We start from the raw sequence: 22821 nt of genomic DNA on the forward strand, positions 1-22821 counted from the left end.
GAAGTTCCCGCCGAGCTTCGCTGGAATGGCATCGTGTTCTGAGAAGCCTCCGTCCCTGCGGAACCTGTGCCGAATGCAGGTCATCCGCTCTCAAAACAGGAGCAAAACATGAGCCTCTTCAACAAAGTCACCAAGTCCTTCCAATGGGGCGACAAGACCGTCGTCATGGAAACGGGTGAAATCGCCCGCCAGGCCAGCGGCGCCGTGGTGGTCGACATCGACGGCACCGTGATCCTCGCGACCGTGGTCGCCTCCAAGACCGCCAAGCCGGGCCAGGACTTCTTTCCGCTGACCGTCGACTACATCGAGAAGACCTACGCCGCGGGCAAGATCCCCGGCAGCTTCTTCAAGCGCGAAGCCAAGCCCAGCGAACACGAAACCCTGACCAGCCGCCTGATCGACCGTCCGATCCGCCCGCTGTTCCCCGAGGGTTTCCTGAACGAAGTGCACGTGGTCATCCACACGCTGTCGCTCAACCCCGAAGTCGACGCCGACATCGCCGCCATGATCGGCGTGAGCGCCGCGCTGTCGATCTCCGGCATTCCGTTCAGCGGCCCGATCGGTGCGGCCCGCGTGGGCTACATCAACGGCCAGTACGTGCTGAACCCGGGCCAGACCGCCCGCAAGGATTCGCAGATGGACCTCGTCGTGGCCGGCACCGAAGCCGCCGTGCTGATGGTCGAATCCGAAGCCCTGCAGCTCAGCGAAGAAATCATGCTGGGCGGCGTGGTGTTCGGCCACGAGCAGGCCAACATCGCCATCAACGCGATCCATGAACTCGTGCGCGACGCCGGCAAGCCGGTGTGGGACTGGCAGGCGCCGGCCGAAGACGAAGCCTTCGTCGCCAAGGTCAAGAGCCTGGCCGAGGAAAAGCTGCGCGCCGTCTACCAGATCCGCAGCAAGCAGGCCCGCACGCAAGCCCTGCGCGAAGCCAACGCCAGCGTGATGAACGCGCTGAAGGAAAGCGGCGAACCCTTCGACGCCGGCAAGGTCAACGACCTGCTGTTCTCGATCGAAGCCAAGATCGTGCGCAGCCAGATCCTGTCGGGCGAACCCCGCATCGACGGCCGCGACACGCGCACCGTGCGCCCCATCGAGATCCGCAATTCCGTGCTGCCGCGCACCCACGGCTCGGCGCTGTTCACGCGCGGCGAGACGCAGGGCCTGGTCGTGACCACGCTCGGCACCGAGCGCGACGCGCAGCGCATCGACGCGCTGGCCGGCGAGTACGAAGACCGCTTCCTGTTCCACTACAACATGCCTCCCTTTGCCACCGGCGAAGTGGGCCGCATGGGCTCGACCAAGCGCCGCGAAATCGGCCACGGCCGCCTCGCCAAGCGCGCGCTCGTCGCCGTGCTGCCGACCAAGGAAGAATTCCCGTACACCATCCGCGTGGTGTCGGAAATCACCGAGTCCAACGGCTCCTCGTCGATGGCCTCGGTGTGCGGCGGCTGCCTCTCGATGATGGACGCCGGCGTGCCGATGAAGGCCCACGTGGCCGGCATCGCCATGGGCCTGATCAAGGAAGACAACCGCTTCGCGGTGCTGACCGACATCCTGGGCGACGAAGATCACCTGGGCGACATGGACTTCAAGGTGGCCGGCACGACCAACGGCATCACCGCGCTGCAGATGGACATCAAGATCCAGGGCATCACCAAGGAAATCATGCAGGTCGCACTGGCCCAGGCCAAGGAAGCGCGCATGCACATCCTCGGCAAGATGCAGGAAGCCATGGGCGAGGCCAAGACCGAGGTGTCGCAGTTCGCACCGCGCCTGACCACGCTGAAGATCAACCCCGAGAAGATCCGCGACGTGATCGGCAAGGGCGGCGCGGTCATCCGCGGCCTGCAGGAAGAAACCGGCACGACGATCAACATCGACGAAGACGGCACCATCACCATCGCCTCGACCGACCCCGAAAAGGCCGAATTCGCCAAGAAGCGCATCGAGCAGATCACGGCCGAAGTCGAAATCGGCAAGGTCTACGAAGGCCCGGTCACCAAGATCCTGGACTTCGGCGCGCTCATCAACCTCCTGCCCGGCAAGGACGGCCTGCTGCACATCAGCCAGATCGCGCACGAGCGCGTCGAGAAGGTGACCGACTACCTGAGCGAAGGCCAGATCGTCAAGGTCAAGGTGCTCGAGACCGACGAAAAGGGCCGCGTCAAGCTGTCCATGAAGGCCCTGACCGAGCGTCCGGCCGGCATGGAATACAGCGAGCGCCCGCCGCGCGAAGACCGCGGCGACCGTGGCGGCGAGCGCCGCGAGCGCTCGGACCGCGGCGACCGTGGTGGCGATCGCGGCGAACGCGCTCCGCGTTTCAACAGCGAGCAGCAACAGCAGCCGCGCAACGAGCAGCAGCCGGCACCCGTTGGCGAGCAGCCGTACGCACCGCGCGAACCGCAAGAGTAAGAAGGAGGGGCGCAGCGGCAGTCATGCCGCTGCCATCCAACTTTCCAGTATTCGCTAACCACGTCCGGAAACGGGCGTTGCAGGCCAAAGACCATGAAAGCCATTGAAATCACTTCGTACGGCGCCCCCGAGGTGCTGCGCGCCGTGGAGCGCCCCGATCCGGTGGCCGGCGTGGGCGAACTGCTGATCCGCGTCGCGGCCAGCGGTGTGAACCGTCCGGACGTGCTGCAGCGCAAGGGGCACTATCCGGTTCCGCCGGGCGCCTCCGACCTGCCGGGTCTCGAGGTGGCCGGCGAGATCGTGTCGGGCGATGCCGCGGCCCTGGCCGAGGCGGGTTTCAAGATCGGTGACCGCGTCTGCGCGCTGATCTCGGGCGGCGGCTATGCCCAGCTGTGCGTGGCGCCCGTGGCGCAATGCCTGCCGGTGCCCAAGGGCTGGAGCGACATCGAGGCCGCTTCGCTCCCCGAGACCTTCTTCACCGTCTGGAGCAACGTGTTCGACCGGGGCCGCCTGCAAAAGGGCGAGACCCTGCTGATCCAGGGCGGAACGAGCGGCATCGGCGTGACGGCCATCCAGATTGCCAAGGCGCTGGGCGCCACGGTGGTCGCCACGGCCGGCAGCGACGACAAGTGCGAGGCCTGCAGGAAGCTGGGTGCCGACCACGCCATCAACTACCGCACGAGCGACTTCGCCGAAGAGGCGAAGAAGCTCACCGGCGGCAAGGGCGTGGACGTGGTCCTGGACATGGTCGCGGGCGACTACGTGGCGCGCGAGATCGAATGCATGGCCGAGGACGGCCGGCTCGTGATCATCGCGGTGCAGGGCGGCGTCAAGAGCGACTTCAATGCGGGCCTGGTGCTGCGCAAGCGGCTGGTGATCACCGGCTCCACGCTGCGTCCGCGGCCGGTGGCGTTCAAGGGGGCCATCGCCAAGGCGCTGCGCGAAAAGGTCTGGCCGCTGCTGGAAAGCGGCGCGGTCAAGCCGGTGATCCACAGCACCTTCGCGGCGGACGGCGAACCCAGCGGCGCGGCACAGGCGCATGCGCTGATGGAATCCAACCAGCACATCGGCAAGATCGTGCTGACATGGTGACTGACAACAACACGATGACCACGAAAAAGAAGCTGATCGCGGGCAACTGGAAGATGAACGGCAGTCTGGCTGCCAACGAGGCGCTGGTGAAGGCCCTGCAGCAGGGCCTGGCTGCGGCGCCGGCCAGCTGCGACATCGCGCTTTGCGCGCCGGCCCCGTATTTCGCGCAACTGCAATCGCTGCTGGCCGGCTCCACGGCCATGGCGCTGGGCGCACAGGACATCTCGGCGCATCCGCAGGGTGCATTCACGGGCGAGCAATCGGCGGCCATGCTGAAGGATTTCGGCGTGCGCTATGCCATCGTCGGCCATTCGGAGCGCCGCCAATACCATGGCGAAACCGATGAGGCCGTGGCGGCCAAGACGGCGGCTGCGCTGGCGAGCGGCATCACGCCGATCGTCTGCGTGGGCGAAACGCTGGCCGAGCGCGAAGCAGGGCGCACCGAAGAAATCGTCAAGCGCCAGCTGGCTGCGGTGATCCACGTCAATGGCCATTGCATCAGCGAGATCGTGGTGGCCTACGAGCCGGTCTGGGCCATCGGCACCGGCAAGACGGCCACGCCGGAACAGGCGCAGGCGGTGCATGCCGTGCTGCGCGCGCAACTGCACCATGCCGCGAGCGAACACGCCGCCGGCATCTGCATTCTCTACGGCGGCAGCATGAACGCGGCCAATGCCGCGCAGCTCTTGGCGCAGCCCGACATCGACGGCGGCCTGATCGGCGGCGCGTCGCTCAAGGCCCCCGACTTTTTGCAGATCATTTCCGCCGCTTCCCGCTGAACGCGGGCGGTGGCCGACATCAATTAGGAGTAAGAACGAATGAATGTGGTCCTCAATCTACTGGTCGGCGTGCAGATGCTGTCGGCCCTTGCAATGATCGGGCTGATCCTGATCCAGCACGGCAAGGGCGCCGACATGGGCGCGGCCTTCGGCAGCGGCAGCGCGGGCAGCCTGTTCGGCGCGAGCGGCAGTGCCAATTTCCTTTCGCGCACCACAGCTGTGCTGGCGGCGGTCTTCTTCGCATGCACCTTGCTGCTGGCCTACTTCAGCCACGCGCGGCCTGCGGGCGGCGGCAGCCTGCTGGAGCGCGCAGCCATCGGTACGCCGGCAACGCCCGCTTCCGGCGCGGCGGGGCAGATTCCGGGCGGTACGTCGGGCGCAGCGCCTGCCGGTGCACCCGCTTCGGCGCCTGCCGCACCCGTTTCGGGCGCGGGCCAGATCCCGAACAAATAATCAAGTTGTTTTCATGAAGCTGTCAGTGAGAAACTGCTTCATTTCAGGGTAAACTCTAAAGCTGTTCGGAAAGCCAAACACCTTTCCAGGTACCTCATGCCATCCGAACAAAAAACCGCGGTCGTGGTGAAATTGGTAGACACGCTATCTTGAGGGGGTAGTGGCGAAAGCTGTGCGAGTTCGAGTCTCGCCGACCGCACCAAATCTCGCCGGCAGAAAACCTCATCCAGAGTGTTTTTCTGCCGGTGGCAAGCGGTGAAAAATCTCCCGATGAGCCTCGATTCCTATCTCCCCGTCCTCTTGTTCATTTTGGTCGGTGTCGGTGTAGGCGTCGCGCCGCAAGTCATCGGCTACATCCTGGGGCCCAACCGGCCCGACGCAGCGAAGAACGCTCCCTACGAGTGTGGCTTCGAGGCCTTCGAGGATGCGCGCATGAAATTCGACGTGCGCTACTACCTCGTCGCCATTCTCTTCATCCTGTTCGATCTCGAGATTGCCTTTCTCTTTCCATGGGCGATAGCGCTCAAGGAAATCGGCGCCGTCGGCTTCTGGGCCATGATGATCTTTCTCGCCATCCTCGTCGTGGGCTTTGTCTACGAGTGGAAAAAAGGCGCGCTCGACTGGGAATGACAAGGAATCGACAAAATGGCCATTGAAGGCGTCATGAAGGAAGGCTTCGTCACCACCACCTATGACTCGGTGGTGAACTGGGCGAAGACCGGATCACTTTGGCCGATGACTTTCGGTCTGGCCTGCTGTGCCGTCGAAATGATGCACGCAGGCGCGGCCCGCTACGACATCGACCGTTTCGGCATGCTGTTCCGGCCCAGCCCGCGCCAGTCCGATCTGATGATCGTGGCCGGCACGCTGTGCAACAAGATGGCGCCGGCGCTGCGCAAGGTCTACGACCAGATGCCGGAGCCGCGCTGGGTTCTTTCCATGGGCTCGTGCGCCAACGGCGGCGGCTACTACCACTACAGCTACTCGGTGGTGCGTGGTTGCGACCGCATCGTGCCGGTGGATGTCTATGTGCCGGGTTGCCCGCCCACCGCCGAAGCGCTGCTTTACGGCGTGATCCAGCTGCAGCAGAAGATTCGCCGCACCAACACCATTGCGCGCGCCTGAGGGATTGCCGACGATGACCGATTTTGCAATTTCGCCGGAGGTGCTGCGCGCCACCATTGCCGAGACGCTCGGCGCCCGCGCCAAGAGCGTGACGCTCGCGCTGGGCGAGGTGACCGTGGTGGTTGCTGCCGCCGACTACATCGAGGCGGCCATGCTGCTGCGCGATGCGCCCGGCTGCCGCTTCGAGCAGCTGATCGACCTCTGTGGCATGGACTACTCCGACTACCGCGAAGGCGAGTGGCAGGGCGAGCGCTATGGCGTCGTCACGCACCTGCTGTCGGTGAGCCTCAACCAGCGCGTGCGCCTCAAGGTGTTTGCGCCGAACGAAGACCTGCCTGTGGTCGATTCGCTCCAGCCCGTATGGAATGCCGCGACCTGGTTCGAGCGCGAAGCCTTCGATCTCTACGGCATCGTGTTCGAGGGGCACGACGACCTGCGCCGCATCCTGACCGACTACGGTTTCATCGGACACCCGTTCCGCAAGGACTTCCCGGTGTCGGGGTACGTCGAAATGCGCTACGACGAAGAGCAGAAGCGCGTCGTTTACCAGCCGGTATCGATCGAGCCCCGCGAAATCACGCCGCGCGTGATCCGCGAAGACAACTACGGCAGCGGTTTGCATTGATATGGCCGAAATCAAGAACTACACACTCAACTTCGGTCCCCAGCACCCGGCAGCGCACGGCGTGCTGCGCCTGGTGCTCGAGCTCGACGGCGAAGTGATCCAGCGCGCCGATCCGCACATCGGCCTGCTGCACCGCGCGACCGAGAAGCTCGCCGAATCGCGCACCTTCATCCAGTCGCTGCCGTACATGGACCGTCTCGACTACGTGTCGATGATGAGCAACGAGCACGCCTACTGCCTTGCCATCGAGCGGATGATGGGCCTGGACGTGCCGATCCGCGCGCAGTACATCCGCGTGATGTTCGCCGAGATCACTCGGCTGCTGAACCACCTGCTGTGGCTCGGCGCGCACGGCCTGGATTGCGGTGCGATGAACATGCTCATCTACTGCTTCCGCGAGCGTGAAGACCTGTTCGACATGTACGAAGCCGTGTCGGGCGCGCGCATGCATGCGGCGTACTTTCGCCCGGGCGGCGTCTACCGCGACCTGCCCGATGCGATGCCGCAGTACAAGGTCAGCAAGATCAAGAACGCGAAGGCGATCGAGAAGCTCAACGAGAACCGCCAGGGCTCGCTGCTCGACTTCATCGACGACTTCTGCAAGCGCTTCCCCGGGATGGTCGACGAGTACGAAACGTTGCTCACCGACAACCGCATCTGGAAGCAGCGCACCGTGGGCATCGGCGTCGTGACGCCGGAGCGCGCGCTGAACCTCGGCTTCACCGGCCCCATGCTGCGCGGCTCGGGCGTCGAATGGGACCTGCGCAAGAAGCAGCCCTACGACGTCTACGACCAGATGCAGTTCGACGTGCCGGTCGGCAAGACGGGCGACTGCTACGACCGCTATCTGGTGCGCGTGGAAGAAATGCGCCAGGCCAACAGGATCATCCAGCAGTGCTCGGCCTGGCTGCGCGCCAACCCCGGTCCGGTGATCACCGACAACCACAAGGTCGCCGCGCCCGCGCGCGAATCGATGAAGGCGAACATGGAGGAGCTGATCCACCATTTCAAGCTCTTCACCGAAGGCTTCCACGTGCCCGAAGGCGAGGCCTATGCCGCCGTCGAGCATCCGAAGGGCGAGTTCGGCATCTACCTGGTGAGCGACGGCGCCAACAAGCCGTACCGCCTGAAGATCCGCGCGCCCGGTTTCCCGCACCTCGCTGCCCTCGACGAAATGTCGCGCGGCCACATGATCGCCGACGCTGTCGCGGTGATCGGCACGATGGACATCGTGTTCGGCGAAATCGACAGGTGAGAAAGAGCGAATGACGACTTCCTCGACCCACCATGACACGGCGCCCTCGGCGCCTTCTGCTCCTCTGAAGCCTGCGATTCTCGAGCGCTTTGCGCGCGAAGTCGCGAAGTACCCCGAAGCGGGCAAGCAGTCGGCCGTGATGGCCTGCCTGGCCATCGTCCAGCAGGACGAAGGCTTCATCAGCATGCAGCGCGAGCGCGAGATCGCCGAGTACCTTGGCATGGCGCCGATCGCCGTGCATGAGGTCACGACCTTCTACAACATGTACAACCAGCACCCGGTGGGCAAGTTCAAGCTCAACGTGTGCACCAACCTGCCGTGCCAGCTGCGCGACGGCGTCACCGCGCTGGTCCACCTCGAAAAGAAGCTCGGCATCAAGATGGGCGAGACCACGGCCGACGGCATGTTCACGCTGCAGCAGAGCGAATGCCTGGGCGCCTGCGCCGATTCGCCCGTGATGCTGGTCAACGACCGCACCATGTGCAGCTTCATGAGCAACGAGAAGCTCGACCAGCTCATCGACGGCCTGCGCGGCTCCGCCAAAGGGGAGGCTGCCTGATGTCCCCCGAACAAGTGCTCCAGCAATTCCAGGCCACGGGCGTCCAGACCTGTTTCCATGGCCGCCACATCGAGCCGCAGATCTATGCCGGCCTGAACGGCACCAACTGGCGCCTGGCCGACTACGAGGCGCGCGGCGGCTACAAGGCGCTGCGCAAGATCCTCACCGAGGGCCTCACACCCGACCAGGTGATCGCCGAAGTCAAGGCTTCGGGCCTGCGCGGCCGCGGCGGCGCGGGCTTTCCCACCGGCCTGAAGTGGAGCTTCATGCCCCGTCAGTTCCCGGGCCAGAAGTACCTCGTCTGCAATTCGGACGAAGGCGAGCCGGGCACGTGCAAGGACCGCGACATCCTGCAGTTCAATCCGCACATCGTGATCGAAGGCATGGCCATCGCCGCGTATGCGATGGGCATCAGCGTGGGCTACAACTACATCCACGGCGAGATCTTCCAGAGCTACGACCGCTTCGAGGAAGCCCTCGAAGAAGCGCGCGCCGCCGGCTATCTCGGCGACAAGATCATGGGCAGCACGTACAACTTCCAGTTGCACGCCGCCCACGGCTTCGGCGCCTATATCTGCGGCGAGGAAACCGCGCTGCTCGAATCGCTCGAAGGCAAGAAGGGCCAGCCGCGCTTCAAGCCGCCGTTCCCGGCGAGCTTCGGCCTCTACGGCAAGCCCACCACCATCAACAACACCGAGACCTTCGCGGCGGTGCCCTGGATCATCAACAACGGCGGTCCGGCCTACCTCGAATGCGGCAAGCCGAACAACGGCGGCACCAAGATCTATTCGGTGAGCGGCGACGTCGAGCTGCCGGGCAACTACGAAGTGCCCATGGGCACGCCGTTCTCCAAGCTGCTCGAACTGTGCGGCGGCGTTCGCAAGGGCCGTACGCTCAAGGCCGTGATTCCCGGCGGATCGTCGTCGCCCGTGCTGCCCGCTTCGATCATGATGGAATGCACGATGGATTACGACTCCATCGCCAAGGCCGGCTCCATGCTGGGCTCGGGCGCGGTGATCGTGATGGACGACAGCCGCTCGATGGTCGAGTCGCTGCGGCGCCTCTCGTATTTCTACATGCACGAGTCCTGCGGCCAGTGCACGCCGTGCCGCGAAGGCACGGGCTGGCTGTACCGCGTGGTGGACCGCATCCACAACGGGCAGGGCAGGGCGTCGGACATGGACCTGCTGAACTCCGTGGCAGACAACATCCAGGGCCGCACCATCTGCGCGCTCGGCGACGCGGCGGCCATGCCGGTGCGCGCCATGATCAAGCACTTCCGTCACGAGTTCGAGGCCCTGATCCCGGGCTACGTCCCGAAGGCACCGGTCCAAGCCTGAGCGCGAGAAGAAACATACTCATGATCGAAATCGAACTCGACGGCAAGAAGGTCGAAGTGACCGAAGGCAGCATGGTGATGCATGCGGCCGACAAGGCGGGCACCTACATCCCGCACTTCTGCTATCACAAGAAGCTCAGCATCGCGGCCAACTGCCGCATGTGCCTGGTCGACGTGGAGAAGGCGCCCAAGCCGATGCCGGCCTGCGCCACGCCCGTCACGCAGGGCATGATCGTTCGCACCAAGAGCGAAAAGGCCATCAAGGCGCAGCAGTCGGTCATGGAGTTCCTCCTGATCAACCACCCGCTCGATTGCCCGATCTGCGATCAGGGCGGCGAGTGCCAGCTGCAGGATCTGGCCGTGGGCTACGGCGGTTCTTCTTCGCGCTACGAAGAAGAAAAGCGCGTCGTCTTCCACAAGGACGTCGGCCCGCTGATCAGCATGGAAGAAATGAGCCGCTGCATCCATTGCACGCGCTGCGTCCGCTTCGGCCAGGAAGTGGCCGGCGTAATGGAGCTCGGCATGACCCAGCGCGGCGAGCACTCCGAAATCGAAACCTTCCTCGGCGATTCGGTCGACTCCGAACTGTCGGGCAACATGATCGACATCTGCCCGGTTGGCGCGCTCACGAGCAAGCCGTTCCGCTACAGCGCCCGGACCTGGGAGCTGTCGCGCCGCAAGTCGGTGAGCCCGCACGATTCCACCGGTTCCAACCTGATCGTCCAGGTCAAGAACAACCGCGTGATGCGCGTGGTGCCGCTCGAGAACGAAGAAGTCAACGAGTGCTGGATTGCCGACCGCGACCGCTTCTCGTACGAAGCCCTCAACGGCCCCGAGCGCCTCACGCAGCCCATGCTCAAGCAGGGCGGCCAGTGGCAGCAGGTCGACTGGCAGACCGCGCTCGAATACGTGGCCAACGGCCTGAAGCAGATCAAGGCCGACCACGGCGCGCAAAGCATTGGCACGCTCGTAAGCCCGCACAGCACGCTCGAAGAGCTGCAGCTGGCCGCCATGCTCACGCGTGAACTCGGCAGCGACAACATCGACTACCGCCTGCGCAACGCCGAATTCGCGGCGTTCGAGGGCGTGCGCTGGCTCGGCACCTCGATCGCATCGCTCACGCAATTGCAGCGCGCGCTGGTCGTCGGTTCGAACCTGCGCAAGGACCATCCGCTCTTCGCGCAGCGCATCCGCCAGGCCGTGCGCAAGGGCGCCGCGCTGTCGGTGATCACCTCGGCCGGCCTGATGGCCGACCGCGACGCCTGGGCCATCAGCGTGGCGCAATCGACCATCGTCGAAGCCGACCAATGGGTCGAGGCACTCGCTGCCGTCGCTGCCGCCATCGGCAAGACCAACGGCGCGACCGCACCGTTCGCACCGAAGAACGAACCCGACGCCGCCGCACAAGCCATCGCAGCCTCGCTGCTGAGCGGCGAGCGCAAGGCCATCCTGCTCGGCAATGCCGCCGCCCACCACGCGCAAGCCAGCAGCCTGCTGGCCCTGGCCAACTGGATCGGCGCGCAGACTGGCGCCACCGTCGGCTACCTGACCGAAGCCGCCAACACCGTGGGCGCGCAGCTCGTCGGCGCGTTCCCGAAGAACGGCGGCCTCGATGCCGGCCGCATGCTGGCCGCGGGCTCGGGCCTCAAGGCCGTGCTGCTGCTCAATACCGAACCGGTGTTCGACTCGGCCGCGGGCGCCGCGGCCGCCGGCGTCATCGGCAATGCACAGATGGTCGTCACGCTGAGCCCCTTCAAGGCCAACCTCGAATTCAGCGACGTGCTGCTGCCCATCGCGCCGTTCACCGAAACGCCTGGCACCTTCGTCAATGCCGAAGGCCGCGTGCAGGGTTTCCATGCCGTCGTGAAGCCGCAAGGCGAAACGCGTCCAGCCTGGAAGGTGCTGCGCGTGCTGGCCAACCTGCTCGGCCTGCCGGGCTTCGCATTCGAATCCACGGCTGACGTGCTGCGCACCATCGGCGACAACGGCAGCGTGCCGGCCAATGCGCTGAACAACGCCACCGCCGCCAAGGCCGCTGCTTCCAATGGCGCCGTGGCCGCACCCGTGGTCGCGAGCATCTATCAACTCGACTCGATCGTGCGCCGCGCACCATCGCTGCAACTCACCGCTGATGCACGCAACGCATCGGCCGCTTCGGCCCGTGCCGAGGAGGCATTGGCATGATCGACGCAGTGCATTCGTTTGGCCAGGGACTGGTCCACGCGGGCTGGTGGACGGCCATCGCCTGGCCGGTGATCTGGACGCTGATCAAGATCATCGTGGTCGTGCTTCCGCTGATGGGGGCCGTGGCCTATCTCACGCTGTGGGAGCGCAAGGCCATCGGCTTCACGCAGATCCGCATCGGCCCGAACCGCATCGGCCCGCTGGGCCTGCTGCAACCCATCGCCGACGCGCTCAAGCTGATGACCAAGGAAATCATTCTTCCGACGGTCGCCAACAAGGGCCTGTTCCTGCTGGGCCCCATCATGACCATCATGCCGGCGCTCGTCGCATGGGCCGTGATTCCCTTCGGCCCCGACGTGGCGCTGGCCAACATCAACGCCGGCCTGCTGTTCGTGATGGCCATCACCTCGCTCGAGGTCTACGGCGTGATCATCGCGGGCTGGGCTTCCAATTCGAAGTACGCCTTCCTGGGCGCGCTGCGCGCCTCGGCACAGATGGTGAGCTACGAGATCGCGATGGGCTTCTGCTTCGTCGTGGTGCTGATGGTCTCGGCCAGCCTGAACATGACCGACATCGTGACGGGGCAGGGCAAGGGCATCTTCGCCGACATGGGCGTCGGGTTCCTGTCGTGGAACTGGCTGTCGCTGCTGCCGATCTTCGTCGTCTACTTCATCTCGGGCCTGGCCGAAACCAACCGCCACCCCTTCGACGTGGTCGAGGGCGAGTCCGAGATCGTTGCGGGCCACATGATCGAGTACTCGGGCATGAGCTTCGCGATGTTCTTCCTGGCCGAGTACGCCAACATGTGGCTGGTCTCGATCCTGTGCGCCGTGCTGTTCCTCGGCGGATGGCTGCCGCCGTTCGAGTTCCTGAGCTTCATCCCGGGCTGGATCTGGCTCGGTGCCAAGACCTTCTGCGTGGTCACCATGTTCCTGTGGGTCCGATCCACCTTCCCGCGCTTCCGCTATGACCAGATCATGCGGCTCGGCTGGAAGATCTTCATTCCGGTCACGCTCGTGTGGCTGGTCGTGGTCGGTGCCTGGATGCAGACCCCGTTCAACATCTGGAAATAACTGGAAGCGCCAACATCATGACTGCTGCGCATACCGCCGGCGCGCTCGCGCGCCCTTCCAAGCTCGCATCCGCGCCGTTCTCGCTCAAGGACTTCCTGGGCAGCTTCATGCTGTTCGAGCTGTTCAAGGGCCTGGCCATCACCGGCAAGTACGCTTTCGCCCGCAAGATCACGGTGCAGTTTCCCGAAGAGAAGACGCCGCTGTCGCCGCGCTTTCGCGGCCTGCACGCGCTGCGCCGCTATGAGAACGGCGAAGAGCGATGCATTGCCTGCAAGCTCTGCGAAGCCGTGTGCCCGGCGCTGGCCATCACCATCGAGTCGGATGTGCGCGACGACGGCTCGCGCCGCACCACGCGCTACGACATCGACCTGACCAAGTGCATCTTCTGCGGCTTCTGCGAAGAGAGCTGCCCGGTCGATTCGATCGTGGAAACCCACATCTTCGAATACCACGGCGAAAAGCGCGGCGACCTGTACTTCACCAAGGACATGCTGCTGGCCGTGGGCGACCGCTACGAAAAAGAAATTGCAGCGAACAAGGCGGCCGACGCCAAGTACCGCTGATTCCGCTCAGCCCGAACCCCGTACCAATTCGAATTCCAATGGACGTCAAGACCGGTCTGTTCTATCTGTTTGCCGCGGTGCTGCTGTTCGCAGCCTTCCGCGTCATCACCGCCCGCAATCCCGTGTATGCCGCGCTGTACCTGGTGCTGGCCTTCTTCCAGGCTTCGGCGATCTGGCTCCTGTTGCGCGCCGAGTTCCTGGCGATCTCGCTGGTGCTCGTCTACGTGGGGGCCGTGATGGTGCTGTTCCTGTTCGTCGTGATGATGCTGGACATCAACGTCGACGGCCTGCGGCAGGGCTTCTGGAAGCACTTCCCGCTGGCAGCCGGCGTGGGCGCGCTCATTGCGCTCGAAATGGCCGCCGTGCTGATGGGCGGCTTCCGCCTGGCGGAGCCGTCGCGCGCCGGAGCCGCCATGGCGGCCAACAGTTCGAACACGCTCGAGCTCGGCAAGCTGCTGTACTCAGAGTACCTGTATCCGCTCGAGATCGCGGCGGTCATCCTGCTCGTGGCGATCGTGGCGGCCATTGCGCTGACGCTGCGCACCCGCAAGGACAGCAAGTACGTCAACCCGTCCGACCAGGTGCGCGTGAAGGCGCGGGACCGCGTGCGCATCGTGCAGATGCCGGTCACGCGCGCCGCCGAGCCCGTGGTGGAAGCACCCGCAGACGCAGCAGCAGCGGCAAAGGAAAACAAGGCATGACGCTCACGCTCGGACACTTTCTATCGCTCGGCGCCATGCTCTTTGCGCTGTCGGTGATCGGCATCTTCCTGAACCGCAAGAACCTCATCGTGCTGCTGATGGCCATCGAGCTGATGCTGCTCGCGGTGAACATGAACTTCGTGGCGTTCTCGTACTACCTGGGCGACATGCACGGCCAGATCTTCGTGTTCTTCATCCTGACGGTGGCCGCGGCCGAGTCGGCCATCGGCCTTGCGCTGCTGGTCCTGCTGTTCCGCAACAAGTCGAACATCAACGTGGACGAACTCAACTCGCTCAAGGGTTGAAAGCAACATGAGCGCAACCCTTTCCGCATCCACCCTGCTGGCCGTTCCGCTGGCACCCCTGGTCGGCGCCGTCGTCGCCGGCCTGTTCGGCACCAAGTTTGGCGGCAATCACATCGGCCGCAAGGTCACGCATTCGCTGACCATTCTCGGCGTGCTCGTCGCCTTCATCATCTCGGCCATGACGCTCAAGAGCGTGGTGGCCGACGGCGCGCGCTTCAACGCCACCATCTATGAATGGATGGTGGTGGGCGGCCTCAAGATGGAAATCGGCTTCCTGGTCGACGGCCTCACGGCCATGATGATGTGCGTGGTGACCTTCGTCTCGCTGATGGTGCACGTCTACACCATCGGCTACATGGAAGAGGACGAGGGCTACAACCGCTTCTTCGCGTACATCTCGCTCTTCACCTTCTCGATGCTGATGCTCGTCATGAGCAACAACATGCTCCAGCTGTTCTTCGGCTGGGAGGCGGTGGGCCTGGTGTCGTACCTGCTGATCGGCTTCTGGTTCAACAAGCCGACCGCGATCTTCGCGAACATGAAGGCCTTCCTGGTCAACCGCGTGGGCGACTTCGGCTTCATCCTCGGCATCGGCCTGATTGCCGCCTACGCCGGCACGCTGAACTACGGCGAAGCCTTTGCCAAGGCCAACACGCTGGCCGGCATCACCTTCCCCGGCACCGAGTGGATGCTGGTGACCGTGATCTGCATCTGCCTGTTCATCGGCGCGATGGGCAAGAGCGCGCAGTTCCCGCTGCACGTGTGGCTGCCCGACTCGATGGAAGGCCCGACGCCCATCTCCGCGCTGATCCACGCCGCGACCATGGTCACGGCCGGCATCTTCATGGTGGCGCGCATGTCGCCGCTGTTCGAGCTGAGCGACACGGCCCTGAGCTTCATCCTGGTGATCGGTGCCATCACGGCGCTGTTCATGGGTTTCCTCGGCATCATCCAGAACGACATCAAACGCGTGGTGGCGTACTCGACGCTCTCGCAGCTGGGCTACATGACGGTGGCGCTCGGCGCCTCGGCCTACTCGGTCGCGGTGTTCCACCTGATGACGCATGCCTTCTTCAAGGCGCTGCTGTTCCTCGGCGCAGGCTCGGTGATCATCGGCATGCACCACAACCAGGACATCCGCTGGATGGGTGGCGTGCGCAAGTACATGCCGATCACCTGGATCACTTCGCTGCTGGGTTCGCTCGCGCTGATCGGTACGCCGTTCTTCGCCGGCTTCTACTCGAAGGACAGCATCATCGAAGCGGTGCACGAAAGCCACCTGTGGGGCGCGCAGTTCGCGTACTACGCGGTGCTGGCCGGCGTGTTCGTGACAGCGTTCTATTCTTTCCGCATGTACTTCCTGGTGTTCCACGGCAAGGAGCGCTACGACCAGAACCCCGACGCGCACCACCACGACGAACATGCGGAGCACGACGACGATCACGGCCACGGCCACAAGCCGCACGAATCGCCCTGGGTGGTGTGGCTGCCGCTGGTGCTGCTGGCGATCCCGTCCGTGGTGATCGGCTTCATGACGATCGAGCCGATGCTCTTCGGCGAGTTCTTCAAGGGCGCCATCGTGGTCGACGCAAACAAGCACCATGCCATGAAGGAGCTCGGAGAAGCCTTCCACGGCCCGCTGGCCATGGCAATCCATGGCCTGCAGACGGCGCCGTTCTGGCTGGCCCTGGCAGGCGTGGTGCTCTCGTTCTACATGTACATGGTCAACCCGGCGCTGCCGGCCGCGATCAAGCGCGCCTTCGGGCCGGTCTATCGCCTGCTCGACAACAAGTACTACCTCGACTGGATCAACGAGAACATCCTCGCCCGCGGTGCGCGTGCCTTCGGCACCGGGCTGTGGAAGGGCGGCGACCAGGCGCTGATCGACGGTGCGGTGGTCAACGGCTCGTGGAAGATCGTGGGCCGCATCTCTGGCGCGGTGCGCTGGCTGCAGTCGGGCTACATCTATCACTACGCCTTCGCGATGCTGCTCGGCATCTTCATCCTGATGACGTACTTCGTCTGGTTCAAACGCTGAGCTTTAGCGCTGGAGAAAAACAAAAATGGGTTTGTTGAGCCTTGCCATCTGGGTGCCGATCGCATTCGGTGTCGCGTTGCTGGCGTTCGGCCGTGACGAGCATGCCAGGGGCGTGCGCTGGGTCGCGCTGGTCGGCGCGATCGTGAGCTTCCTGGTGACCGTGCCGCTTTACACGGGTTTCGAGAACGGCACCGCCGCGATGCAGTTCGTCGAGAAGGGCAGCTGGATCGCGCGCTTCAATGTCAACTATCACCTGGGCGTCGACGGCCTGTCGCTCTGGCTGGTGCTGCTGACTTCGTTCATCACCGTGGTGGTCGTGATCTCGGCCTGGGAAGTGATCACCGAGCGCGTGAACCAGTACATGGGCGCGTTCCTGATTCTCTCGGGCTTCATGATCGGCGTGTTCGCCGCGCTCGACGGCATCCTGTTCTATGTGTTCTTCGAAGCCACGCTGATCCCGATGTATCTCATCATCGGCATCTGGGGCGGCCCGAACAAGATCTACGCAGCCTTCAAGTTCTTCATCTACACCCTGCTCGGCTCGCTCTTGATGCTGGTGGCGCTGATCTACCTGTACAACAAGTCGGGCGGCAGCTTCGACATCCTGAGCTGGCACAAGCTGCCGCTGGGCTCGACGGCGCAGACCTTCCTGTTCTTCGCATTCTTTGCCGCCTTTGCCGTCAAGGTGCCGATGTGGCCGGTCCACACCTGGCTGCCGGACGTGCACGTCGAGGCACCGACCGGCGGTTCGGCCGTGCTGGCCGCGATCATGCTGAAGCTCGGCGCCTACGGCTTCCTGCGCTTCTCGATGCCGATCGCGCCCGACGCCTCGCACGAATGGGCCTGGCTCATGATCGCGCTGTCGCTGATCGCGGTGATCTACGTCGGCCTGGTGGCGCTGGTGCAGGAAGACATGAAGAAGCTCGTGGCTTACTCGTCGGTTGCCCACATGGGCTTCGTGACGCTCGGCTTCTTCATCTTCAACGATCTGGGCGTGTCCGGCGGCATCGTGCAGATGATTGCCCACGGCTTCGTGTCGGGCGCCATGTTCCTTGGCATCGGCGTGCTCTACGACCGCGTGCATTCGCGCCAGATCGCCGACTACGGCGGCGTGGTCAACACCATGCCCAAGTTCGCCGCGTTCGCGCTGCTGTTCGCCATGGCCAATTGCGGCCTGCCGGGCACCGCCGGTTTCGTGGGCGAGTGGATGGTCATCCTGGGCGCCGTGAAGGCCAACTTCTGGCTCGGCGCGGGTGCAGCCACGGCGCTGATCTTCGGCGCGGCCTACACCCTGTGGATGTACAAGCGCGTGTACCTCGGCCCGGTCGGCAACGACCACGTCAAGGAACTCACCGACATCAATGCCCGCGAATTCCTGATGCTGTCGCTGCTGGCCATCGCCGTGCTGTGGATGGGCATCCATCCGAAGCCGTTCACCGATGTGATGGACGCTTCCGTGACCGAGCTTCTTCGCCACGTGGCGATCTCGAAGCTGCCCTTGCCCTGATGCCACGCTGAAGAAGAGAACGAGATGATTGACAAACTCAGCTGGGTCGCGATCTACCCCGAAATCGTGCTGCTGGTCATGGCCTGCATCATTGCGCTGGTCGACCTGTCGAGCACCAGTGCGCAGCGCACGCGCACCTACATCCTGACGCTGCTCACGCTGGCCGTGGTGGCGGTGCTGACCGGCCTTGCCGCCAACGAGGGCAAGACGGTCTACGGCTTCGGCGGCATGGTCGTGAGCGATCCCATGGGCAACTGGCTCAAGTGCTTTGCCACGGTGGCCCTGATGGTCACGCTGGTCTACGGACGGCCCTATGCGGCGGACCGCGACATGCTGCGCGGCGGAGAGATGTTCACCATCGGCATGTTCGCGCTGCTGGGCATGTTCGTGATGATCTCGGGCAGCAACTTCCTCCTGATCTACCTGGGCCTCGAATTGCTCACGCTGTCGAGCTACGCCCTGGTGGCGCTGCGCCGCGACAATGCGGTGGCCAGCGAGGCGGCCATGAAGTACTTCGTGCTCGGCGCCATGGCCAGCGGCTTCCTGCTCTATGGCCTGTCGATGCTGTACGGCGCGACCGGTTCGCTCGACGTCAACGAAGTGTTCAAGATCATTGCCAGCGGCAAGGTGAACCACCAGGTGCTGGTGTTCGGCCTCGTGTTCGTCGTGGCGGGCCTGGCCTTCAAGGTGGGGGCGGCGCCTTTCCACATGTGGGTGCCCGACGTGTATCAGGGCGCTCCGACGGCAGTCACGCTGCTGATCGGCGCGGCGCCCGAGCTGGCCGCCTTTGCCATCATCATCCGCCTGCTGGTGGAAGGGCTGCTGCCGCTGGCCATCGACTGGCAGCAGATGCTGGCGCTGCTGGCCATCGCATCGCTGCTGGTGGGCAACCTGGCCGCCATCGCGCAGACCAACCTCAAGCGCATGCTGGCCTACTCGACCATTGCGCAGATGGGCTTCATGCTGCTCGGCCTGGTGGCGGGCGTGGTCAACGGCAACACCTACAACGCACAGTTCGCCTACAGCGCTTCGATGTTCTACATCGTGACCTACGTGCTGACCACGCTGGCGAGCTTCGGCATCATCCTGCTGCTGGCGCGCGAGGGTTTCGAAAGCGAAGAGATCACCGACCTGGCCGGCCTGAACCAGCGCAGCCCGCTGTACGCCGGCGTGATGGCCATCGCGATGTTCTCGCTCGCGGGCCTGCCGCCGCTGGTCGGGTTCTATGCCAAGCTGGCGGTGCTGCAGGCGTTGATCGCCTCGGGCCAGGCGCTCTACATCGGCCTGGCGGTGTTCGCGGTGGTCATGTCGCTGATCGGCGCCTTCTACTACCTGCGCGTGGTCAAGGTCATGTACTTCGACGCTCCGGTCACGGCCAGCACCGTGTCGGCGCCGCGCGACGTGCGCACCGTGCTGTCCATCAACGGCCTGCTGATCCTCGTGCTGGGCATCGTTCCCGGCGGCCTCATGACGCTGTGCGCCAAGGCCATCGTGGCCACGCTGGCGAACTGACCCCGGCCTGCCCACGGTGTCGCAAACCGCATCGGTCTGGGTCGTTCTGCTGGTGGCGCTGGCGGCGGCCAACCTGCCGTTCTTCAACGACCGGCTATTCGGCGTCGTGCCCCTGGCCACGCGGCCCAAGCCGCTGGCGGTGCGGCTCGCCGAACTGGTGGTGCTGTATTTCGCCGCGGGCGGCGTGGGCTTGCTGTTCGAAAGCCGGGCAGGGCAGATTGCCCCGCAGGGCTGGGAGTTCTATGCGGTGACCGGCGCGCTTTTCATCGTGCTGGCCTTTCCAGGGTTCACCTGGCGCTACCTCATGAAGCACAGGCACGGATGACCGACATGACCTCTCCCATCGCCGATTCGCACCTGAAGGAAGAACGCACGGCCAGCCAGGTCCTGGTCAAGGGCAATTTCCTCCAGGTCTGCCGCGACACCGTGCGCCTGCCCGATGGCCACAGCGCCACGCGCGAGTACGTGATCCACCCGGGCGCGGTGGTGGTGATTCCGCTGCTCGACGACGGCCGCGTGGTGCTGGAGCGCCAGTACCGCTATCCGGTCGGGCATGTGATGGTCGAGTTTCCGGCCGGCAAGCTCGATGCGGGGGAAGACCCGCTGGTGTGTGGCCAGCGCGAGCTGCTCGAGGAAACGGGCTACACCGCGAGCGAATGGGCCTACGCCGGCGCCATGCACCTGGCCGTGGCGTATTCCACCGAGATCATCCACATCTACTTTGCGCGCGGCCTGTCGCTCGGCAAGCGGCAGCTCGACCACGGCGAGTTTCTCGACGTGTTCACGGCCACGCCGGCCGAAGTTGCGCTCTGGTGCCATGACGGCACGCTCACCGATGCCAAGTCGCTGACCTGCACGCTGTGGCTGCAGAACGTTCTTTCGGGCGCATGGTCACTCGATTGGCAAGCCACCGCTTCGCAGGGCGGCGCGGGATAATCCGCGCATGAAGGTTCTCGATCTGCGCTGCTCGCATGGCCACGGCTTCGAAGGCTGGTTTGCGTCCAATGAAGCTTTCGAAACCCAGCTTGCCGCCGGACTGGTGGAATGCCCGGTGTGCGCCGACACGCGCATCGTCAAGCTGCTGAGCGCGCCGCGCCTGAACCTGGGCAACGCGAAGGCGCCGGCAGAGGCCGCTGCTGCTTCGGCATCTCCGGCGCTCGCCAAGGCCCAGGTACCGGCCGAACAGTCTCCGCAGGCCCGCTGGATGCGCGCCGTGCGCGAGGTTCTCGCAAAGACCGAGGACGTGGGCGACCGTTTTGCCGACGAGGCGCGCAGGATGCACTACGGCGAAGCCGAAGAGCGCGGGATCCGCGGCCAGGCGACCCGCGAGCAGACCGAGGCGCTGCTCGAAGAGGGCATCCCGGTGATGGCCCTGCCCATTCCCGCGGCGCTCAAGGAAACGCTGCAGTAGCGGCAGCCTGCCGCCGCCGGTTCATCAAGCCGTGAACTGGAGGGCGGCCAGGCGGGCATAGACCCCGCCTTGCGCCACCAGCGCGGCGTGCGTTCCCTGTTCGACGATGCCGCCGTGGTCCAGCACGATGATGCGGTCGGCCTTCTGCACGGTGGCCAGGCGGTGCGCAATCACGAGCGTGGTCCGGCCTTCCATGGCCGATTCGAGCGCCGCCTGCACCATGCGCTCGCTCTCCGCATCGAGCGCGCTGGTGGCTTCGTCGAGCAGCAGCAGCGGCGGGTTCTTGAGAATGGCGCGCGCAATCGCGATGCGCTGGCGCTGTCCGCCCGACAGGCGCACCCCGCGCTCGCCCAGGAAGGTGTCGTAGCCCTCGGGCAGCGCCTGCAGAAAGTCGTGCGCAAAGGCCGCGCGCGCGGCGGCATGCACTTCGTCGGCCGCGGCGTCGGGGCGGCCGTAGCGGATGTTCTCGAAAGCGCTGGCCGAGAAGATCACGGCATCCTGCGGCACCAGGCCGATGCGGGTGCGCAGCTCGGACAGCGCGAGCGAGGCCAGCGGCGCGCCGTCGAGCAGCAGGCGGCCGGACTGCGGATCGTAGTAGCGCAGCAGCAGCTGGAACACCGTGCTCTTGCCGGCGCCGCTCGACCCCACCAGGGCCACCGTTTCGCCGGGCGCGATGTCGAGGCTGAAGTCCTTGAGCGCCGGCGTGCCGGGCCGCGAGGGGTAGTGGAAAGTCACCGCCTCGAGCTTGACGGCGCTGCCCGCCACGGGGACGGGCGCAGCCGCCGGATTCGGCGGTGAAACGATCGCCGCCGGGGCATGCAGCAGTTCCATCAGGCGCTCGGTTGCGCCGGCAGCGCGCAGCAGGTCGCCATAGACCTCGCCGAGCACGGCGGTCGCACTGGCAAGAATGGCCACGTACACCACCGTCTGGCCCAGGTGGCCGGCCGTGATGTCGCCGCGCAGCACCGCCTGGGTGCCCTGGTACAGGCCCCAGAGCAGCGCCGCCGAGGTGGCGATGATGATGAAGGCCACCAGCACCGAACGCGCCCTGGTGCGGCGCACGGCGGTTCGAAAGGCGTTTTCGGTCGAGGCATTGAAGCGGCCGGCCTCGCGCAATTCGGCCGTGTAGCTCTGTACCACCGGAATCGCGTTGAGCACCTCGGCCGCGATGGCACTCGAATCGGCTACGCGGTCCTGGCTCGCGCGCGAGAGCTTGCGCACGCGCCGGCCGAACCACATGCTCGGCAGCACCACCAGCACCAGGATGCCCAGCACCTGGACCATCACATAAGGGTTGGTCCAGATCAGCACCGCCAGCGCGCCCACGCCCATGACCGCATTGCGCAAGCCCATGCTCAGCGACGAGCCGACCACGGTCTGGACCAGCGTGGTGTCGGCCGTGAGGCGCGACAGCACTTCGCCGGTCTGCGTGGTTTCAAAGAATGCCGGGCTCTGGCGCAGCACGTGGCCGTAGACGGCGTTGCGCAGGTCGGCCGTGACGCGTTCGCCGAGCCAGCTCACCGTATAGAAGCGCGCCGCCGAAAAGAGGCCGAGCGCCACGGCCACCGCGAAGAGGGCGCCGAAGTGCTCGCGCAGCGCCATGGTCTGCGCGCCCTTGTCGGTGCTCACCAGTCCGCCGTCGATCAGGCTGCGCAGCGCCAGCGGGAACACCAGCGTGGTGACGGCGGCCATCACCAGGAAGATGCCTGCCAGCACGATCTGGACGCGGTAGGGCCGAAGAAAAGGGCTCAGGCCCGACAGCGATCGGGGCGAGCCCTTGGCCGGTGAAGACAGAGGGGAAGAAGCCATGGCTCGGATTCTACCGACCCTTGCCTTCGCAAAGGTGGCCTTGACAATAATTGCCCAGACAATTAATATTTCGACC

The 22821-nt window shown here is 64.9% G+C and carries 22 protein-coding genes and 1 tRNA gene; 22 read left to right on the forward strand and 1 reads right to left on the reverse strand.

The window, feature by feature from the left end; genetic code table 11:
- The first annotated feature begins 108 nt into the window (after positions 1–108).
- The 22 genes from pnp (at position 109) to EJO66_RS30045 (ending at position 20936) form a co-directional block, all read left to right on the forward strand.
- Positions 109–2415: a polyribonucleotide nucleotidyltransferase gene (pnp, locus tag EJO66_RS29940; RefSeq protein WP_125966951.1), complete on the forward strand. Its 2307-nt coding sequence runs from the start codon at positions 109–111 to the stop codon at positions 2413–2415.
- 93 nt (positions 2416–2508) lie between these two features.
- Positions 2509–3507, forward strand: coding sequence for an NAD(P)H-quinone oxidoreductase (locus EJO66_RS29945; protein WP_125966952.1), 999 nt, complete (start codon positions 2509–2511; stop codon positions 3505–3507).
- Positions 3501–4286 carry a triose-phosphate isomerase gene (tpiA, locus tag EJO66_RS29950; RefSeq protein ID WP_124961641.1) on the forward strand — a complete coding sequence of 262 codons (786 nt, stop codon included), beginning with the start codon at positions 3501–3503 and terminating at the stop codon, positions 4284–4286. Before EJO66_RS29945 ends, tpiA begins: the two co-directional genes overlap by 7 nt.
- Before the next feature lie 39 nt (positions 4287–4325).
- Positions 4326–4739, forward strand: a complete 414-nt coding sequence (secG, locus tag EJO66_RS29955) for a preprotein translocase subunit SecG (protein ID WP_124961640.1) — start codon at positions 4326–4328, stop codon at positions 4737–4739.
- 117 nt (positions 4740–4856) lie between these two features.
- Positions 4857–4941, forward strand: a tRNA-Leu gene (locus EJO66_RS29960).
- 68 nt (positions 4942–5009) lie between these two features.
- The gene (locus EJO66_RS29965; protein ID WP_124961639.1) at positions 5010–5369 is read left to right on the forward strand and encodes an NADH-quinone oxidoreductase subunit A; all 360 of its coding nucleotides are present in this window, start codon (positions 5010–5012) and stop codon (positions 5367–5369) included.
- A 15-nt stretch (positions 5370–5384) separates the two neighbouring features.
- Positions 5385–5864, forward strand: coding sequence for a NuoB/complex I 20 kDa subunit family protein (locus tag EJO66_RS29970; RefSeq protein WP_012748606.1), 480 nt, complete (start codon positions 5385–5387; stop codon positions 5862–5864).
- Positions 5865–5877: 13 nt separating this feature from the next.
- Complete coding sequence (locus EJO66_RS29975) at positions 5878–6489, forward strand: NADH-quinone oxidoreductase subunit C (protein ID WP_124961638.1); 612 nt, start codon at positions 5878–5880, stop codon at positions 6487–6489.
- 1 nt (position 6490) lies between these two features.
- Positions 6491–7744, forward strand: a complete 1254-nt coding sequence (locus EJO66_RS29980; RefSeq protein WP_018905852.1) for an NADH-quinone oxidoreductase subunit D — start codon at positions 6491–6493, stop codon at positions 7742–7744.
- Positions 7745–7754: 10 nt separating this feature from the next.
- Positions 7755–8303, forward strand: a complete 549-nt coding sequence (locus EJO66_RS29985; protein WP_021008160.1) for an NADH-quinone oxidoreductase subunit NuoE family protein — start codon at positions 7755–7757, stop codon at positions 8301–8303.
- Positions 8303–9643: an NADH-quinone oxidoreductase subunit NuoF gene (gene nuoF, locus EJO66_RS29990; protein WP_124961637.1), complete on the forward strand. Its 1341-nt coding sequence runs from the start codon at positions 8303–8305 to the stop codon at positions 9641–9643. Before EJO66_RS29985 ends, nuoF begins: the two co-directional genes overlap by 1 nt.
- Positions 9644–9663: 20 nt before the next feature.
- Positions 9664–11826 carry an NADH-quinone oxidoreductase subunit NuoG gene (nuoG, locus tag EJO66_RS29995; RefSeq protein ID WP_125966953.1) on the forward strand — a complete coding sequence of 721 codons (2163 nt, stop codon included), beginning with the start codon at positions 9664–9666 and terminating at the stop codon, positions 11824–11826.
- Positions 11823–12899 carry an NADH-quinone oxidoreductase subunit NuoH gene (gene nuoH, locus EJO66_RS30000; RefSeq protein ID WP_124961635.1) on the forward strand — a complete coding sequence of 359 codons (1077 nt, stop codon included), beginning with the start codon at positions 11823–11825 and terminating at the stop codon, positions 12897–12899. Before nuoG ends, nuoH begins: the two co-directional genes overlap by 4 nt.
- Positions 12900–12916: 17 nt before the next feature.
- The gene (gene nuoI, locus EJO66_RS30005; RefSeq protein WP_012748599.1) at positions 12917–13462 is read left to right on the forward strand and encodes an NADH-quinone oxidoreductase subunit NuoI; all 546 of its coding nucleotides are present in this window, start codon (positions 12917–12919) and stop codon (positions 13460–13462) included.
- Between the two features lie 38 nt (positions 13463–13500).
- Positions 13501–14163: an NADH-quinone oxidoreductase subunit J gene (locus EJO66_RS30010; protein WP_125966954.1), complete on the forward strand. Its 663-nt coding sequence runs from the start codon at positions 13501–13503 to the stop codon at positions 14161–14163.
- A complete protein-coding gene (nuoK, locus tag EJO66_RS30015; protein ID WP_012748597.1) occupies positions 14160–14468 on the forward strand; it encodes an NADH-quinone oxidoreductase subunit NuoK in 309 nt (102 codons plus the stop codon). The genes EJO66_RS30010 and nuoK overlap by 4 nt, the downstream gene beginning before the upstream one ends.
- Positions 14469–14475: 7 nt before the next feature.
- Entirely contained in the window at positions 14476–16506 is a 2031-nt protein-coding gene (nuoL, locus tag EJO66_RS30020) for an NADH-quinone oxidoreductase subunit L (RefSeq protein ID WP_125966955.1), read from the forward strand.
- A 25-nt stretch (positions 16507–16531) separates the two neighbouring features.
- Positions 16532–18013 carry an NADH-quinone oxidoreductase subunit M gene (locus tag EJO66_RS30025; RefSeq protein WP_124961632.1) on the forward strand — a complete coding sequence of 494 codons (1482 nt, stop codon included), beginning with the start codon at positions 16532–16534 and terminating at the stop codon, positions 18011–18013.
- Positions 18014–18037: 24 nt separating this feature from the next.
- Positions 18038–19525 (forward strand): NADH-quinone oxidoreductase subunit NuoN, encoded by a 1488-nt coding sequence (nuoN, locus tag EJO66_RS30030; RefSeq protein ID WP_124961631.1) that lies wholly within the window; start codon positions 18038–18040, stop codon positions 19523–19525.
- Between the two features lie 16 nt (positions 19526–19541).
- On the forward strand, positions 19542–19850 hold the full coding sequence (locus tag EJO66_RS30035) for a DUF2818 family protein (RefSeq protein ID WP_124961630.1): 309 nt from the start codon (positions 19542–19544) through the stop codon (positions 19848–19850).
- 5 nt (positions 19851–19855) lie between these two features.
- A complete protein-coding gene (locus EJO66_RS30040) occupies positions 19856–20461 on the forward strand; it encodes an NUDIX domain-containing protein (protein ID WP_420856710.1) in 606 nt (201 codons plus the stop codon).
- 7 nt (positions 20462–20468) lie between these two features.
- Complete coding sequence (locus tag EJO66_RS30045) at positions 20469–20936, forward strand: DUF1178 family protein (protein WP_124961628.1); 468 nt, start codon at positions 20469–20471, stop codon at positions 20934–20936.
- Positions 20937–20960: 24 nt separating this feature from the next.
- Here the strand turns inward: EJO66_RS30045 and EJO66_RS30050 are convergent, their stop codons facing one another.
- Positions 20961–22745 carry an ABC transporter transmembrane domain-containing protein gene (locus EJO66_RS30050; protein WP_124961627.1) on the reverse strand — a complete coding sequence of 595 codons (1785 nt, stop codon included), beginning with the start codon at positions 22743–22745 and terminating at the stop codon, positions 20961–20963.
- Positions 22746–22821 lie beyond the last annotated feature (76 nt).

The sequence above is a fragment of the Variovorax beijingensis genome (assembly GCF_003951285.1).
GTDB lineage: Bacteria > Pseudomonadota > Gammaproteobacteria > Burkholderiales > Burkholderiaceae_C > Variovorax > Variovorax beijingensis.